Below are 15,001 nucleotides of genomic sequence, written 5' to 3' on the forward strand. Positions count from 1 at the left end.
AAAATTCAATGAAAAACCACCATATTTAGTGCGTTTTTTTGGATAAACACTAAATGTGGTGGTCTAATAAGGTTTTGAAGGAAACTTTTTTTAATTCAGTATAAAATGAAAAATCTAACGCTAAGTTAGTTATGTTTTAAACCTAATAATCCTTTATAATGGAAACTATAAAGAAGGAGAAAAATATGACTGACTATTATTATACACAAAATCCCAAAGTTTTACATGAAAAAAAGCAATGGCAGTTTACGTTATTGAAACAAAATTTAACGTTTAATTCTGATAATGGTGTTTTCTCAAAAAATACGATTGATTTTGGAACCCGTACATTATTAGAAGCGTTAGATTTAAATGAGATAACTGGCAATGTGTTGGATGTCGGATGTGGTTATGGTCCAATGGGCTTAGCAATTGCTAAAGCATTGCCTGCTGTCCATGTGGATTTAGTGGATGTCAATTTACGTGCGTTGGCTTTATGTAAAGAAAACGCTGAACAAAATAATATTACCAACGTGGCAATTTGGGAATCCGATACGTATGACAAAGTGGAAAAAACAGATTATCAAACCATTGTTTCTAATCCACCAGTTAGAGCGGGAAAAGCGATCGTCACCAAAATTCTTTTCGATGCCAAAAAATATTTACAAATTGATGGCATGTTAATAATTGTTTTGCAAAAAAAACAAGGAGCGCCTTCTGCAAAAAAGACAATGAAACAAGTTTTTGGTAATGCCGAAATAATACACAAACAAAAAGGTTACTATATTATTAAAAGTGTGAAGGAGTCTCAATAAATGACTAACGAGTTGTCAGCTAATCAAGAGCTGTATTTCATGAGTCTAGCCTATGAAGAAGCAAAAAAAGCCAAGAAAATTGGGGAAGTACCGATTGGCGCAGTTGTGGTTTATCAAAATCAGGTAATTGGCCAGGGACATAATCTGCGTGAGAAAGATCAAGACGCGACTGCACACGCAGAACTTATTGCAATCAAGGCTGCTTGTCATACTTTAAATAGTTGGCGACTTTGGGACTGTCAGTTGTTTGTGACAATTGAACCTTGTATGATGTGCAGTGGTGCGATTATTAATTCACAGCTTCCCGAAGTTTATTTTGGGGCTCGAGATCCTAAAGCTGGCATGGTGCAAAGTTTATATCAACTCTTAAATGATCAACGATTAAATCATCAAGTTCAAGTTCATGAAGGACTTTTTCAAAAAGAAGCAAGCCGAATTATGCAAACTTTTTTCCGTGAAATCCGGCTTCACAGAAAAAACATTAAAAAAAGTAAACAAATTAGTAGAAATTTTGAGTAAGATCGAGTATCATTAATAGTGCCGAGAGGCCTTAAGGCAAGGGTGGACTTACGAATTGTGTCAGATCCGGAAGGAAGCAGCACTAAGTCTGATCTGTCTTGTGCCTTAAGTTATTAGGAAATTGATAAACTCTTAGTCGCCATGGCTAGGAGCTTTTTATTTAGGTTTATAAAAATGATTGAAGGGAATTCAAAGATGAGTTATCAAGCTTTATATCGTGTTTGGCGGCCACAACGCTTTGATGAGATTGTTGGACAACAAGTAATTACACAGACATTAAAAAACGCGCTCATTACTGGACAGACTAGCCATGCCTATTTGTTTACGGGTCCTAGAGGAACTGGAAAAACATCGGCAGCTAAAATTTTTGCCAAAGCGGTTAACTGTCATCATTTGAAGGATGGCGAACCTTGTAATGAATGCGCCACATGCAAAGCGATTACGCAAGGACGTTTAAATGATGTTATCGAGATTGATGCGGCTTCTAATAATGGTGTTGAAGAAATTCGTGATATCCGGGATAAGGCAAAATATGCACCTACCGAAGCAGATTATAAAGTTTATATCATCGATGAAGTCCACATGTTGTCAACGGGGGCATTTAATGCACTTCTAAAGACCTTGGAAGAACCCCCAGCAAATGTTGTCTTTATTCTGGCAACAACGGAACCACAAAAAATTCCGCTTACCATTATTTCAAGAACACAACGCTTTGATTTTCGTCGAATCTCAACAAAAGATAGTTACGAACGCATGGTTTACATCCTAAATCAAAAAAAGATTACTTTTGATGAAAAAGCATTAATGGTGATTGCCAAGGCTGCTGAGGGTGGGATGCGAGATGCACTCAGTATTTTGGATCAAACGTTGTCTTTTGGTGATAATGAAATCACTTTAAAAAATGCTTTACAGGTTACGGGTAGTGTCAATCACGATTTATTAAACACATATGTAGCTGAGGTGTCCAAGCAACAGGTGAGTTCAGCATTGGCAACCTTAGAAAAGGTTCTGGCTGAAGGAAAAGATGCCAATCGTTTTATTGAAGACTTGATTAATTTTTGTCGTAATTTATTACTGTATCAACAAGATCCAGCCTTAATTGTTGATCAAGAACTAGGCGATGTTGATGAGCAATTTAAAACGTTTGCAACGTCTATTTCAGCCGAACACATTTATCAGATGATTGATCATTTGAATAATACACAACAACAAATGCGTTTTACGACTCATCCAGATGTTTATATGGAAGTTTTGACAATCAAATTAGCTGAACCTACCCTAAAAAAAGCTGTTCAAGCTCCAGTCGAATCAGCTGTTAACCAAAAATCATCAGCAAGTATAACAGTAGATGACACTGAAATTACGCGTTTACAAACGCAAGTTAAAAAACTTACCCATCAAGTTCAAGAGTTGGAAAATCAGGGCAATGAACCTGTTTCAAAAACAGTAAAACATGTAAACCGAACGAGTGGTCCTAAAAAGAATGGCCGCCGTGTCAAACCAAATCTCTCAAAAATTTATCCAGTTTTAGAGAACGCAACCAAAAAAAATTTGGTACAATTAAAAGAGATATGGCCGGACCTAATGTCAATGTTAAGTGTGACGCAACGGGCGTTAATGCATGTTGCACAACCAGTTGCGGCTAGTGAAAAGGGCGCCGTAATTGCGTTTAATTATGCGTTTTTATATGAACAAGCTGCAGATGATGGTGAGCTTCGTCAGTTACTCAGCGAAGACATTGATAAACTGGTTGGTCATGATTTAAAAATTGCTTATGTTGATGCTGAACAATGGCCAGAAATACGGCAAAGTTATATTCAACAACATAAAGATGATTTACAGACAAATGAAAGTGCACCTACTAATACAAGTGATCTTGCACCTGAAAGTGAGCAGTCTACAAACGATGGTTCACAAGACCAACCAGATCCAGTGATTACTAAGGCGGAAGCATTATTTGGATCTGAAACAGTGGAAATAAAAAATGATTGATTAAGAAAGGCGGAATTAAAATGCGTGGCGGAATGGGAAATATGCAAAATATGATGCGTCAAATGCAAAAGATGCAAAAAAAGGTAAGCGAAGAACAAAATAACTTGGATGCAACAGAATTTACAGGAGTTGCCCCAGATGATATGGTAAAAGTAACTTTTACGGGTGATAAGACAATGAAAGATATTGCTATCAAACCGGAAGCTGTTGATCCAGATGATGTGGATATGCTCCAGGATTTGGTTGTGGCAGCTGTTAATGATGCCATGAAAAAAATTACAGACGAAACGAATAAAACAATGGGTAAATATACAAAAGGTTTACCTAGAATGTAAGAATGAGGGTTTATAAATGCAATATCCAGAGCCGATTGCAAAATTGATTGATAGTTATATGAAATTACCCGGAATTGGCGAAAAAAGTGCCACAAGATTGGCGTTTTTTACCATTAATATGGATCAAGATGATGTCACTGAATTTGCAAAAGCCTTAGTCTCTGCCAAACGAGATTTACATTTTTGTAGTATTTGTGGCAATATCACGGAAGATGACCCCTGTGAAATCTGTCGAGATAAAACACGTGATCAGTCAACAGTGCTAGTTGTTGAAGATCCAAAAGATGTCATGTCGATGGAAGAAATGAAGGAATATCATGGCTTGTATCACGTTTTGCAGGGAGTTCTTTCTCCAATGGAAGGTAAAGGACCAGAAGATTTGAATATTTCGAGTCTTTTGAAACGCTTACAGACCAATCAGGCAATTAAAGAAGTTATCGTTGCCACTAATGCAACGCCTGAGGGTGAAGCGACGGCAATGTATTTATCTCGGTTGATTAAACCAGCTGGGATTAAGGTGACACGCTTAGCTCATGGTTTATCAGTTGGTAGTGATATTGAGTATGCGGATCAAATGACTTTGTTTAAGGCTGTAGAGGGCCGAACCGAAATGTAAAAGACTAATTTAAGAAGCGGGATGGCATGTTGATAGGAAAGTTTATTTCATTTGAAGGACCAGATGGCGCAGGAAAAACAACGGCTTTAAATTCAGTTGTGGCGGATTTGACACCACAATTAAAGAATATGTTAGTTGTCACTCGTGAACCGGGTGGAAATCGAATTTCTGAGGCTATTCGCAATATTATTTTAGATCGAAAAAATACGGAGATGGATGATCGAACTGAAGCTTTATTATATGCTGCAGCTCGCCGTCAACATATTGTCGAAACAATTCAACCAGCACTAAATAGTGGAAAATTAGTTCTGTGTGATCGTTATGTTGACAGTTCAGTAGCCTATCAAGGAGCAGGACGACAAATCGGTGTTGATGAAGTCTATCAAATGAATTTATTTGCAACGGCAGGTTTGTTACCCGATCTAACGATTTACTTTGATATTCCTTCTGAAATTGGTTTGCAACGCATTATGACGCATCGAACTGATGAAATAAATCGGTTGGATGTTGAGCAATTGTCGTTTCATAAACGGGTGCGGGCTTCATATTTAAAAATTGCCGAACAGAATCCACAACGAATTAAAGTGATTGATGCCACCCAAAGCAAAGCAGACGTTGTTTCTAACGTTGAAAAAATTATTTATCAAGAGAATAAAGAGTTTTTTAAATAGGTAAGGAGAGTGACGATAATGAAATTAGTTATTGCAATTGTACAAGACAAAGATGCTAGTCAATTAAGTGATCAATTTATCGATGCCAATATCCGAGCAACCAAGCTTTCAACAACTGGTGGTTTTCTAAAATCAGGTAATACCACTTATATGATTGGAATTGATGATCAGAGAGTTGATGAGGTTTTAGCGATGATTAAAGAAGCATCGCATAGTCGTGAAGAATTTATGACACCACCTGTTAATTTGGACGCTAGTATGGAAGGCACAACTGCGTATCCGGTTAAAGTTCAAGTTGGTGGCGCAACAGTGTTTGTCATGCCAATTGAAAAATTTCAACAGTTCTAAGGACAGCAGCGAAGGAGCAGCAAAATGACGGAAGACGGAATTCAAACGGCAGTTTTAAATAAACAACCAGAGTTGCTTAAACATTTTGCCCAAATCATTGCTGACCACAAATTGGCACATGCCTATTTGTTTGCTGGAGAATCAGGAATTGGAAAAGACGAATTGGCAACTTGGATTGCAATGCGTCTTTTTTGTTTAAATGTAAAAGATAATGAACCCTGTGGACAGTGTCAGGAATGTCGACGAATCAGCACGGGCCAGCATCCAGACGTCGTCATTGTAAAACCTGACGGGCAAAGTATCAAAGTTGATCAAGTGCGTTTTCTTAAATCTGAATTTACAAAAAGTGCCGTTGAAGGTAATCAAAAGATCTTTATTATCTCCGATGCGGATAAAATGACGGCAGGTGCGGCCAATAGTTTGCTGAAATTTATTGAGGAACCTAGTCCTAACGTGACGGCATTTTTGTTAACAACTAATAAAAACCTGATGTTACCTACAATTATTTCGCGAACAGAAGTTGTGGAATTAAAACCGTTGGTACCGGAGCAGTTTAAAGCACAATTACAAGATCAACAAATTACACCTAGTTTGATTGCGATGGCAATGAACTTGACTAATAGTGTTGTTGAGGTTGAAAATTGGGTTAAAGATGATTGGTTAGCACAGGTACAAGCTGCGATAAGTAGGTGGTTTTTACTAAGCTTCAACAAAGATATGCGTGCGTTTGTGGAGGTTCAGGCAAATATCGTTAGTTTGGCAAAAACAAAAGAAACCCAACAGTTGATTCTTGATATTGTCATGTTGTACTGTCGAGAGGCTTTGTTATTAAAGGTCAATCCTCAGAATCTAAGGTTAAGTTTTCCAAATCAAGACAAACAGATTGAAAAACAACTCGTCAATAAAACAACTTCGGCACTAATGCAAGCTACGGAAAAAGCTTTAGCAGCAAAAAGTTTACTAAATCGCAATGTTAGTTTTCAAAATGTACTTGAATCCTTGACGATCAGATTGTGCCAAACTTATTAAAAGATTCCAGAATTAATCATTGTGAATGAGGTGAGATTGTGAACAAACGGGAGATATACGAGAGTTTCAATGGCATTCAAGATCAAACACAAAAAATGTTAGATCAAATTAAAGAACTTCAAAGTGGAATGACCGAAATTCTTGAAGAAAATGCGGAATTGGTTATTGAAAATGATCATTTACGCGAACAACTTGAAAAATATGAACGGCCATCAAAAAAAGAAGCTCAAAAAAGCACTAAGCATGGTCTCTCCAAATCACGAAAAAATCTGGAGAAATTATATGGACGAGGCTATCATGTCTGCAATGAATGGTTTGGCAAGCATCGTGAAAATGATGAACCGTGTGCTTTTTGCCTCGATGTTATTTATGGAGATCGTTAAAGGAGACTAATTTTGCAATCACAAAAAAGCTTTGCTAAAGATCAAACTAGTGGGATTCTTTATCTTGTGCCTACCCCCATTGGTAATTTAGGAGATATGACTTTTCGAAGTGTGGAAACACTAAAAAAGGTTGATGTTATTGCTTCTGAAGACACAAGAAATACACAGAAGTTATTGAATCATTTTGATATTGAAACCAAACAAATTAGTTTTCATGAATATAATACAAGACAACGGGTTCCAGAGTTAGTTAAACGATTACTTGATGGTGAAAATATTGCGCAAGTTAGTGATGCGGGGATGCCTTCAATTAGTGATCCAGGACATGACTTAGTGGTGGCCTGTATAAAACAACACATTTCTGTTGTGCCATTACCGGGAGCAAATGCGGGGTTAACTGCGTTGATTGCTTCTGGTCTTTCGCCACAACCGTTTTACTTTTTTGGTTTTTTGAATCGTAAACAAACAGAGCAAAAGCAACAACTAGAAAAGTTGGTAAATAAAGAGGAAACGCTGATCATTTATGAAGCGCCGCATCGTTTAAAGAAGACTTTGACGAATATGAATACAATCTTTGGTGAAGAACGGCAAGCAGTTCTTTGTCGCGAACTTACCAAAAAATTTGAAGAATTTTTACGGGGAAGTTTACAAGAGCTTTTGACGTGGGCAACAGAAAATGAAATTCGTGGTGAGTTTGTGATAATCGTCGAAGGAAATCAGCATGCTTCACAAGCCTCAACCGAAGCTTTACCAGCAATGTCGCTAGAGGATCAAATTACAAATTTAATTAGTGCTGGTGAAAAACCGAATGATGCCATTAAACAAGTTGCTAAATTACGGGGATTGAGAAAACAAGATGTTTATGCAACATATCATCATCTGCGTGATTCGGAGTAATGGCAAAAGAGATGAAAAGAGGAGAATGACGCGTGGCTGGAAAGAGATTTAGTGAAAATCATCGCTTGGTATATTATGATGGGGATCGAACTTATCATGCTTCGATTCCAATGTTAGTAAACTTAATGGTTTTGGCTTCAGAAGATCAAAGTGAAGAGCTAGGAGTAGGATCACCAGAAGTCTTGAAATATGGAGTGGGCTGGGTAGTTACACAATATTTAATGAAAATTAATCAATTACCAGAAATTGGTTCAACCATCAAATTAGGAACCGAAGCAACAGCTCACAATAAGTTCTTTTGTGAACGCCATTTCTCCGTTGAAAATGAGCAAGGAGATAACTTACTAAGTGTAAATAGTAATTTTGTATTGATGAATCACAAAACACGACGGATGGGAAAGCTGATTCCTGAACTAATTGATCCTTATGGCAGTGATGAGGTCAAGCGACTTACCCGTTTGCCACGTGTTCAAAAAATTACGGATAATCAAACAACAACTGCTAAGCAATATCCAGTTCGTTATTTTGATCTTGATACAAATGGTCATGTAAATAACTCTCATTATTTTGAATGGTTATTAGATGTTTTGCCAGCTGAATTTTTGCAAACGCATGTGCCGACTCGTTTGAACATTCAGTATCATAAAGAAATTCAATATGGACATATTGTGACCAGTGAAGTGGTTAAAGAAACGGATGCGGTCAATAAATTGGTTACCTTACATAGAATGACAGTTAATGGTGAAGTTTATTGTGAGGCTGAATGTAGTTGGAAATCAATAAGTGATTAATTCGTTGTGTAAGTGCTATGGTATAATCAAGGCAAAATGAGAATATGCAGGAGGCAAAATATGTCAGTTTTAGTTCTTGGCGGAGCAGGATACATTGGTTCGCATATGGTGAAAAGATTAGTTGAACAAAATGAAGATGTTGTCGTTATTGATAACTTAGTGACCGGACATCGACAAGCCGTTGATAAACAGGCTCGTTTTTATAAAGGAGACGTTCGAGATCGGGCGTTTTTAGACCAAGTTTTTCAAAAAGAATCAATTGATACAGTTATTCATTTTGCGGCTTTTTCAATTGTTCCTGAATCAATGAAGGATCCATTGAAGTATTTTGATAATAATACGGGTGGTGTGATTACATTATTGGAAGCAATGCATGCTAATCATGTTTCACGAATTGTTTTTTCTTCAACAGCTGCCACATACGGAAACCCAGAACATGCCACAATTAAGGAAACCGATATACAGGCTCCAATTAATCCATATGGTGAAAGCAAACTAATGATGGAAAAGATCATGCATTGGGCTGACATTGCATATGGAATTAAATTTGTTGCACTACGATACTTTAATGTTGCCGGTGCAGCAGATGATGGGAGTATTGGTGAGGATCATCATCCAGAAACACATTTAATCCCGATTGTTTTACAAGTTGCAGCTGGAAAACGTGCCGAACTGCAGATTTATGGGGACGATTATGCTACGGCTGATGGAACAAATGTCCGTGATTATGTGCATGTTACTGACTTAGCTGATGCACATATTTTAGCAATGAAATATTTACAGGCTGGTAATAACAGTAATGCCTTTAATTTGGGATCGTCAACTGGTTTCTCTGTCAAACAAATTCTGGAAGCAGCTCGTCAGGCAACTGGTAAAAAAATTCCTGCCAAAATTGCGGCTCGTCGACCTGGTGATCCTGATACGCTGGTAGCTAAAAGTGATAAGGCTAGAGAAGTATTAAAATGGCAGCCAAAGTATGATGATATTCATGAAATCATCAAGACAGCCTGGAATTGGACACAAAAACATCCTAATGGGTTTGAAGAAGAAAACTAGAACTGGAGAACTCGCGAATCGTTGATGATTTCGAGTTCTTTTTTATGAATGGTCATTCAACTTAAAAATTGTGATAAGATATTTAGGGAAGAATACGAAAAAGGGCTAGTTTTTGAACAATAAAGATTGCTCTAAACTTAAAATGTACGAGATATTAATGATGAAAAGGAATGGCTTATGAAAGTATTGGCATTAGACACTTCAAATCGACCGTTAAGTGCAGCGGTCCTCAATGATAACCAGTTGTTAGCCATGACAACAACAAATATTCGTAAAAATCATAGTATTCAATTGCTTCCGATTGTGGAAGACCTTTTGAAACAAACAGGGTTATCACCAAATGATTTGGATCGAATAGTTGTGGCACAGGGCCCTGGCTCATATACGGGACTGCGGATTGCGACAACCACAGCAAAGACTTTGGCTTATACTTTAGATATTGATTTAGTGGGAATTTCCAGTTTGAAAGCTTTGGCAGCCAATGTAAATGATACAGGACGCATTATTGTACCTTTGTTTGATGCTCGCAGAGATAATGTTTTTACGGGAATTTATCAACGAACTACCACGGGTTGGGATACATTGATGGAAGATCGCCATATTTCTGTTAAACATTTGGTTGCAAACTTAGTGGAAATGAAAGCGCCAGTTTGGTTTGTGGGACAAGATGTGGCTATTTATGCTGAAACTTTAAAATTACAGTTAGCTGATAATTTTCATCAAGTGTCACATGCAGAAAATTTGCCTAATGCTTTTGTTTTGGGACAACTTGGATTGCAAGCAACACCCGTTGAACATCCATTCAACTTTGTACCTAAGTATTTGCGCCTGACAGAAGCCGAAGTTGAATGGAAGAAAAAACATCCACACGAGGATACGAAGCCGTATGTTGAAAGAAATTAAAGAATTTATCAAAAATCGCTTTTTTAATCGAACTAAACAATTGCGCGAGCAAGCTTTTGAAATTCACGATCATGTGATTCGAATTGAAGATGATACTTATTTCATTGCTAAAGCGATGATTCCAGATATCCCCGATATTTTGAATGTAGAACGTTCTGTTTATGAAGGGCAAACACCTTGGGATCGCGCAGCTTTTGCAAATGAATTACGGCGTAAATTTGATCGCCTTTATTTAGTCATTCGTTACCATGACCGAATGCTGGGTTTTATCGGGGCCTCCTTTGATGATCGAACGGCGACTGCACATATTACCAATGTAGCAGTGGTGGAAGATAAACAAAATCGAGGAATTGGTTCCTATTTACTTAAAGTAATGATTGATAAGGCTGAATACATTGGCTATAAAAAGATTACGCTAGAAGTGAGAAAAAGTAATATCAGTGCTCAGGCTTTATATTTGAAGCTTGGATTTGAAAAAACTGGCATAAAGGCACATTATTACTTTGGTGATCACGAAGATGCCATCGATATGACATTAAATCTGACACAAAAGGATTAGGAGAATTATGCGCAAAAAAAATTTAATTTTAGCGTTTGAATCAAGTTGTGATGAAACCAGCGTCGCAGTTATCGAAAACGGCGAGAAGATTTTATCTAACGTGATTGCAACACAAATTAATAGTCATAAACGTTTTGGTGGAGTTGTTCCAGAAGTGGCTAGTCGTCACCATATTGAACAGGTTACAATTTGTATTGATGAAGCTTTGGAAGAAGCTAATGTGAAACCATCTGATTTGACCGCGGTGGCGGTTACTTATGGGCCAGGATTAGTTGGTGCTTTGTTAGTTGGTGTTGCGGCGGCAAAAGCCTTTGCCTATGCTAATAATTTACCTTTAGTACCTGTAAACCATATGGCCGGTCATATTTACGCGGCTCGTTTTGTTAAACCAATTGTCTTTCCAGCAATGGCTTTGTTGGTATCAGGCGGTCACACGGAGTTAGTTTACATGCCATATGAAAATGAATTTCAAATTATTGGTGAAACACGCGATGATGCAGCTGGAGAGGCGTATGATAAGATTGGTCGTGTGCTGGGGATGACTTATCCAGCTGGTAAAGACATTGATGAATTAGCTCATAAAGGAAAGGATAGTTTTCATTTTCCGCGGGCAATGATGCATGAAGATAACTTTGATTTCAGTTTCAGTGGTTTGAAGAGTGCTTTTATCAATACAGTTCACCATGCGGACCAGATTAATGAAACGCTTGACCGTGCTGATCTAGCGGCTAGTTTTCAACAAAGTGTGGTTGATGTAATTGTTGAAAAAACATTGTGGGCTTGCGAACAGTTTTCAATTAAACAACTAATTTTGGCCGGTGGAGTGGCAGCTAACCATGGTTTAAGGGATACTTTGTCAGCAAAGCTGAACGAAAAATATCCAGATTTAGATTTTGTTAAGGCGCCGTTAGAATTATGTGGCGACAACGCTGCAATGATTGGTGCAGCTGGTTACGTTGCTATGAAACATCATGTATTTGCAGATGCAAGTTTAAATGCAGAACCAAGTTTGGAATTTGACTGGGTACCAGATGCTGTCAAATAAAACGAAGTGGAGACAAGGGCATGACAGATAAAAAATTTACTAAATTGAAAAATGAAATCGATATGATTATTGCTCGTGGTGATATCTATGGCGCTTCTTTTAGTTTTATTAATGAAAATCAAATTGATAGCTTTTACCATGGATTTCAAGGTAAGGATGCGTTTGCAGAACGATTAGATCCTTCAATGATTTATGATTTATCTTCCTTGACTAAGGTGGTCGCAACCACAACCAGAGTGTTTCAATTGTTAGCGGTTCATGAATTAGGATTAAAGGATTCGGTTACCGCCTATTTACCTGGCTTTTCTCATCCTGAAGTGACAATTGAAAATCTCTTATTGCATAACAGTGGGTTACCCGCGGATGTTGAAAATGAACATAATCTAACTGGTGTGGAACTTATCAAGAAACTGTATGAGGATCCTTTGGTCTACAAACCTGGCGAAAAAACCGTTTATTCTGATCTGGGCTTTATTTTATTGGGATTAATCATTCGTACTTTGAATGGTTCAATCGATAAGAGTGTTCAGGATCACATTTGGTATCCACTTGCGATGACGAATACAGGATATAATTTGAACCGACCGAAGTCTCGGTTTGTTCCAACTGAAGTTGATGCTCAGCGTGGTCAAATTCAAGGACAGGTGCATGATTACAAGGCTCTTTTACTGAATGGTGAAAGCGGGCACTCCGGTCTTTTCTCTACGTTAAGTGATTTAACCGTGTTTACCGAAATGATGATTAATCGGGGAAAATATCAGAAAAAAGAAGTTTTGGATCCTAATTTATTTGATTTGATGGCAAGCTACGATGAAAATGGCCGGACACTAGGTTGGCGTCGTATTAACCATAAAGAACAGTATGTTCAAACTGGATATACAGGCACAATCTTAGCATTTGATCCAGAAAATAAACGTGGATTTGTCTTTTTGACCAACCAAAATTACCCAACCCGAGAAGATAGTCGATGGAATGAAGATCGAGATCGGTTATTGGATTTATTCTTTGGTGAATAATTAAAGACCAAGTTTTGCAGCTGCAAAAGCTGTCAAAAACTTGGCCTTTTTTAGTTTAATTTTTCAAGTTGTTCGCTAAGCTGAGTCCATTTATTTTCAACTTCCGTGATTTGTGCTTGTGTTGCGTTTAAGGTGTTTTGCAGTTCTTCAAGCTTCAAATGGTCATTGAAGAATTGCGGATCCGCCATTTGAGTTTGAATTTTATTCTCAGTTGCAGCCAACTCGTCTAATTTATTTTCCTGTTTTTCCACTTCTCGTTGTAGTTTACGTTGAGCTTTTTGATCCTCTTTAGAAGCGAGATAATCTTGTTTTTTAGAATTATTGTCAGTGACCGCGGTTTCCTGGTTTGCAGCCGTTGATGAGGCCACTTTCTGATCTTCTTTTTTCATTAGGTAATAGTCGTAATCGCCTAAGAATAGCTGACTGCCTTGAGGTGAAATTTCAAGAATCTCAGTGGCCACACGGTTAATGAAATAACGATCATGTGAGACAAATAGGACAGTGCCATCGAACTCATTAAGCGCATTTTCAAGTACTTCACGACTATCAATATCTAAATGATTAGTAGGTTCATCCAAAATTAAAAAATTGTCAGCCTGCATCGTGAGTTTGGTTAGGAGCAGCCTTGCTCGTTCACCACCACTTAAGTTTTTAACGGGTTTTAAAACATTATCTCCAGAAAATAAAAAACTGCCAAGTAAAGAACGAATATCTTTTTCTGATACTAATGGGTGTTGATCCCATAATTCATTTAAAACGGTTTTTTTATCATCCAAATTGTGTTGTTCCTGGTCGTAGTAGCCAATTTCAACACCAGCTCCAAGTTTCACAGTGCCAGCAAGCAATGGAATTTGTCCAAGGATACTCTTTAATAAAGTTGATTTTCCAATTCCGTTTGGTCCCACAATACCTAGAACATGGTGTTTGTTTAACTCAATATTTATTGGTGATGATAAAACGTGTTGATCATAACCGATAGCAGCGTTTTGCACAGTTAACACAACGTTACCGCTAGAATATTTGGCAGCAAAATGAAAGTGCACTTCGGCGTTATTATCGGTAGGACGCTCTAAAACGGTCATTTTTTCTAATTGTTTTCGTCTGCTTTGTGCTCTTTTGGTAGTAGAAGCACGAACCAAGTTTTTGTTAACGAAATCTTCTAGTTTATCGATTTTAGTTTGCTGCTTTTCATAAGCTTTCCACTCACTCTTTAAACGTGCTGCTTTTTGATCTACATAGTCAGAATAATTTCCTGTATAAGTTGTCAACGTTTTTCGATCTAAATCAAGGGTACGCGTGACCACATGATCCAAAAAATAACGATCATGGGATACAATAAGTAGGGCACCGCTGTATGACTTAATGTATTTTTCCAGCCAGGCCAATGTATTCATATCAAGATGATTGGTTGGTTCATCCAAAACTAGCAGATCGTGTTGCTCTAACAATAATTTGGCCAACGCTAATTTAGTCTTTTGACCGCCTGACAGGGTATTTACGGATCGTTGATAAACTGATTCTTCAAAGCCAAAGCCATGTAAAACTCCTCGAATTTCAGCCTGATAGCCGAAACCATTTTGTGTTTTAAACGTTTGTTGTTTTTGATCATATACATTAGACAGTTTTTCAAATTTTTCAGAATTAGCAATAATAGTTGGATCACCAAGTTGTTTTTCTAATTCATGAATCTCTTTTTCGAGTTGAATTACTTTTTTGAAAACTGTCAGCATTTCATCCCAGATTAAGTTATCAGTATTTAAGCCTTGATTTTGTGCAAGGTACCCGATTGATAGCTCTTTTTTGGTTGTGATTTCACCACTATCTGGTTGTGTGTCGCCAATTAACATTTTGAGCAGGGTTGTTTTGCCGGCACCGTTTCTGCCAACTAGTCCGATTCTATCCTGTTCTTGAATATCAAAAGTTACATGAGAAAACAAGGGGTCGCCGCTAAACTCACGGCTAACATCTTGAGCCTGTAATAAGATCACAATCATTCATCCTTTCATGTTGCTATTTTATTATATCTTAAATTTTGTTTCTTGTTGTA

General features: G+C 37.6%; 17 protein-coding genes and 1 other RNA gene. 17 read left to right on the forward strand and 1 reads right to left on the reverse strand.

Annotated features, from left to right (window positions below; all coding sequences use genetic code 11):
• Window positions 1–185 precede the first annotated feature (185 nt).
• The 17 genes from IV87_RS04280 (at window position 186) to IV87_RS04355 (ending at window position 12,954) form a co-directional block, all read left to right on the forward strand.
• Window positions 186–794 (forward strand): class I SAM-dependent methyltransferase, encoded by a 609-nt coding sequence (locus tag IV87_RS04280; RefSeq protein ID WP_057805793.1) that lies wholly within the window; start codon window positions 186–188, stop codon window positions 792–794.
• The gene (gene tadA, locus IV87_RS04285; RefSeq protein WP_057805796.1) at window positions 795–1,313 is read left to right on the forward strand and encodes a tRNA adenosine(34) deaminase TadA; all 519 of its coding nucleotides are present in this window, start codon (window positions 795–797) and stop codon (window positions 1,311–1,313) included.
• A gap of 28 nt (window positions 1,314–1,341) precedes the next feature.
• Window positions 1,342–1,428, forward strand: an RNA gene (gene ffs, locus IV87_RS10895) — signal recognition particle sRNA small type.
• Window positions 1,429–1,508: 80 nt separating this feature from the next.
• Window positions 1,509–3,305: a DNA polymerase III subunit gamma/tau gene (gene dnaX, locus IV87_RS04290; protein ID WP_057805797.1), complete on the forward strand. Its 1,797-nt coding sequence runs from the start codon at window positions 1,509–1,511 to the stop codon at window positions 3,303–3,305.
• 20 nt (window positions 3,306–3,325) lie between these two features.
• Window positions 3,326–3,640, forward strand: a complete 315-nt coding sequence (locus IV87_RS04295; protein ID WP_057805853.1) for a YbaB/EbfC family nucleoid-associated protein — start codon at window positions 3,326–3,328, stop codon at window positions 3,638–3,640.
• A 16-nt stretch (window positions 3,641–3,656) separates the two neighbouring features.
• The gene (recR, locus tag IV87_RS04300) at window positions 3,657–4,256 is read left to right on the forward strand and encodes a recombination mediator RecR (protein ID WP_057805800.1); all 600 of its coding nucleotides are present in this window, start codon (window positions 3,657–3,659) and stop codon (window positions 4,254–4,256) included.
• A gap of 29 nt (window positions 4,257–4,285) precedes the next feature.
• Entirely contained in the window at window positions 4,286–4,927 is a 642-nt protein-coding gene (gene tmk, locus IV87_RS04305) for a dTMP kinase (protein ID WP_057805855.1), read from the forward strand.
• Window positions 4,928–4,945: 18 nt separating this feature from the next.
• The gene (locus tag IV87_RS04310; RefSeq protein WP_057805803.1) at window positions 4,946–5,275 is read left to right on the forward strand and encodes a cyclic-di-AMP receptor; all 330 of its coding nucleotides are present in this window, start codon (window positions 4,946–4,948) and stop codon (window positions 5,273–5,275) included.
• Window positions 5,276–5,299: 24 nt separating this feature from the next.
• A complete protein-coding gene (gene holB, locus IV87_RS04315; protein ID WP_057805806.1) occupies window positions 5,300–6,304 on the forward strand; it encodes a DNA polymerase III subunit delta' in 1,005 nt (334 codons plus the stop codon).
• A gap of 38 nt (window positions 6,305–6,342) precedes the next feature.
• Window positions 6,343–6,687: a DNA replication initiation control protein YabA gene (locus IV87_RS04320; protein ID WP_057805808.1), complete on the forward strand. Its 345-nt coding sequence runs from the start codon at window positions 6,343–6,345 to the stop codon at window positions 6,685–6,687.
• A 12-nt stretch (window positions 6,688–6,699) separates the two neighbouring features.
• On the forward strand, window positions 6,700–7,584 hold the full coding sequence (gene rsmI, locus IV87_RS04325; protein ID WP_057805810.1) for a 16S rRNA (cytidine(1402)-2'-O)-methyltransferase: 885 nt from the start codon (window positions 6,700–6,702) through the stop codon (window positions 7,582–7,584).
• Window positions 7,585–7,616: 32 nt separating this feature from the next.
• A complete protein-coding gene (locus IV87_RS04330; RefSeq protein ID WP_057805811.1) occupies window positions 7,617–8,375 on the forward strand; it encodes an acyl-[acyl-carrier-protein] thioesterase in 759 nt (252 codons plus the stop codon).
• A 60-nt stretch (window positions 8,376–8,435) separates the two neighbouring features.
• Window positions 8,436–9,431: a UDP-glucose 4-epimerase GalE gene (gene galE / locus IV87_RS04335; protein WP_057805813.1), complete on the forward strand. Its 996-nt coding sequence runs from the start codon at window positions 8,436–8,438 to the stop codon at window positions 9,429–9,431.
• A gap of 177 nt (window positions 9,432–9,608) precedes the next feature.
• Window positions 9,609–10,334: a tRNA (adenosine(37)-N6)-threonylcarbamoyltransferase complex dimerization subunit type 1 TsaB gene (tsaB, locus tag IV87_RS04340; protein WP_057805815.1), complete on the forward strand. Its 726-nt coding sequence runs from the start codon at window positions 9,609–9,611 to the stop codon at window positions 10,332–10,334.
• On the forward strand, window positions 10,318–10,893 hold the full coding sequence (gene rimI, locus IV87_RS04345; RefSeq protein ID WP_057805817.1) for a ribosomal protein S18-alanine N-acetyltransferase: 576 nt from the start codon (window positions 10,318–10,320) through the stop codon (window positions 10,891–10,893). The genes tsaB and rimI overlap by 17 nt, the downstream gene beginning before the upstream one ends.
• 7 nt (window positions 10,894–10,900) lie before the next feature.
• Window positions 10,901–11,938 carry a tRNA (adenosine(37)-N6)-threonylcarbamoyltransferase complex transferase subunit TsaD gene (gene tsaD / locus IV87_RS04350; protein WP_057805819.1) on the forward strand — a complete coding sequence of 346 codons (1,038 nt, stop codon included), beginning with the start codon at window positions 10,901–10,903 and terminating at the stop codon, window positions 11,936–11,938.
• Window positions 11,939–11,958: 20 nt separating this feature from the next.
• Window positions 11,959–12,954, forward strand: coding sequence for a serine hydrolase domain-containing protein (locus IV87_RS04355; protein ID WP_057805821.1), 996 nt, complete (start codon window positions 11,959–11,961; stop codon window positions 12,952–12,954).
• 50 nt (window positions 12,955–13,004) lie between these two features.
• On the opposite strand, the gene IV87_RS04360 is transcribed toward IV87_RS04355, so the two are convergent.
• The gene (locus IV87_RS04360; RefSeq protein WP_057805824.1) at window positions 13,005–14,942 is read right to left on the reverse strand and encodes an ABC-F family ATP-binding cassette domain-containing protein; all 1,938 of its coding nucleotides are present in this window, start codon (window positions 14,940–14,942) and stop codon (window positions 13,005–13,007) included.
• Window positions 14,943–15,001 lie beyond the last annotated feature (59 nt).

The sequence above is a fragment of the Pediococcus ethanolidurans genome (assembly GCF_001437405.1).
In the GTDB taxonomy this organism is placed as follows: Bacteria; Bacillota; Bacilli; order Lactobacillales; family Lactobacillaceae; genus Pediococcus; species Pediococcus ethanolidurans.

Coding starts and splice junctions, on each gene's coding strand:
- dnaX (WP_057805797.1), top strand. CDS start 1,509: ATGAGTTATCAAGCTTTATATCGTGTTTGGCGGCCACAACGCTTTGAT.
- galE (WP_057805813.1), top strand. CDS start 8,436: ATGTCAGTTTTAGTTCTTGGCGGAGCAGGATACATTGGTTCGCATATG.
- IV87_RS04355 (WP_057805821.1), top strand. CDS start 11,959: ATGACAGATAAAAAATTTACTAAATTGAAAAATGAAATCGATATGATT.
- holB (WP_057805806.1), top strand. CDS start 5,300: ATGACGGAAGACGGAATTCAAACGGCAGTTTTAAATAAACAACCAGAG.
- tsaB (WP_057805815.1), top strand. CDS start 9,609: ATGAAAGTATTGGCATTAGACACTTCAAATCGACCGTTAAGTGCAGCG.
- recR (WP_057805800.1), top strand. CDS start 3,657: ATGCAATATCCAGAGCCGATTGCAAAATTGATTGATAGTTATATGAAA.
- IV87_RS04310 (WP_057805803.1), top strand. CDS start 4,946: ATGAAATTAGTTATTGCAATTGTACAAGACAAAGATGCTAGTCAATTA.
- IV87_RS04295 (WP_057805853.1), top strand. CDS start 3,326: ATGCGTGGCGGAATGGGAAATATGCAAAATATGATGCGTCAAATGCAA.
- IV87_RS04280 (WP_057805793.1), top strand. CDS start 186: ATGACTGACTATTATTATACACAAAATCCCAAAGTTTTACATGAAAAA.
- rimI (WP_057805817.1), top strand. CDS start 10,318: ATGTTGAAAGAAATTAAAGAATTTATCAAAAATCGCTTTTTTAATCGA.
- tsaD (WP_057805819.1), top strand. CDS start 10,901: ATGCGCAAAAAAAATTTAATTTTAGCGTTTGAATCAAGTTGTGATGAA.
- tadA (WP_057805796.1), top strand. CDS start 795: ATGACTAACGAGTTGTCAGCTAATCAAGAGCTGTATTTCATGAGTCTA.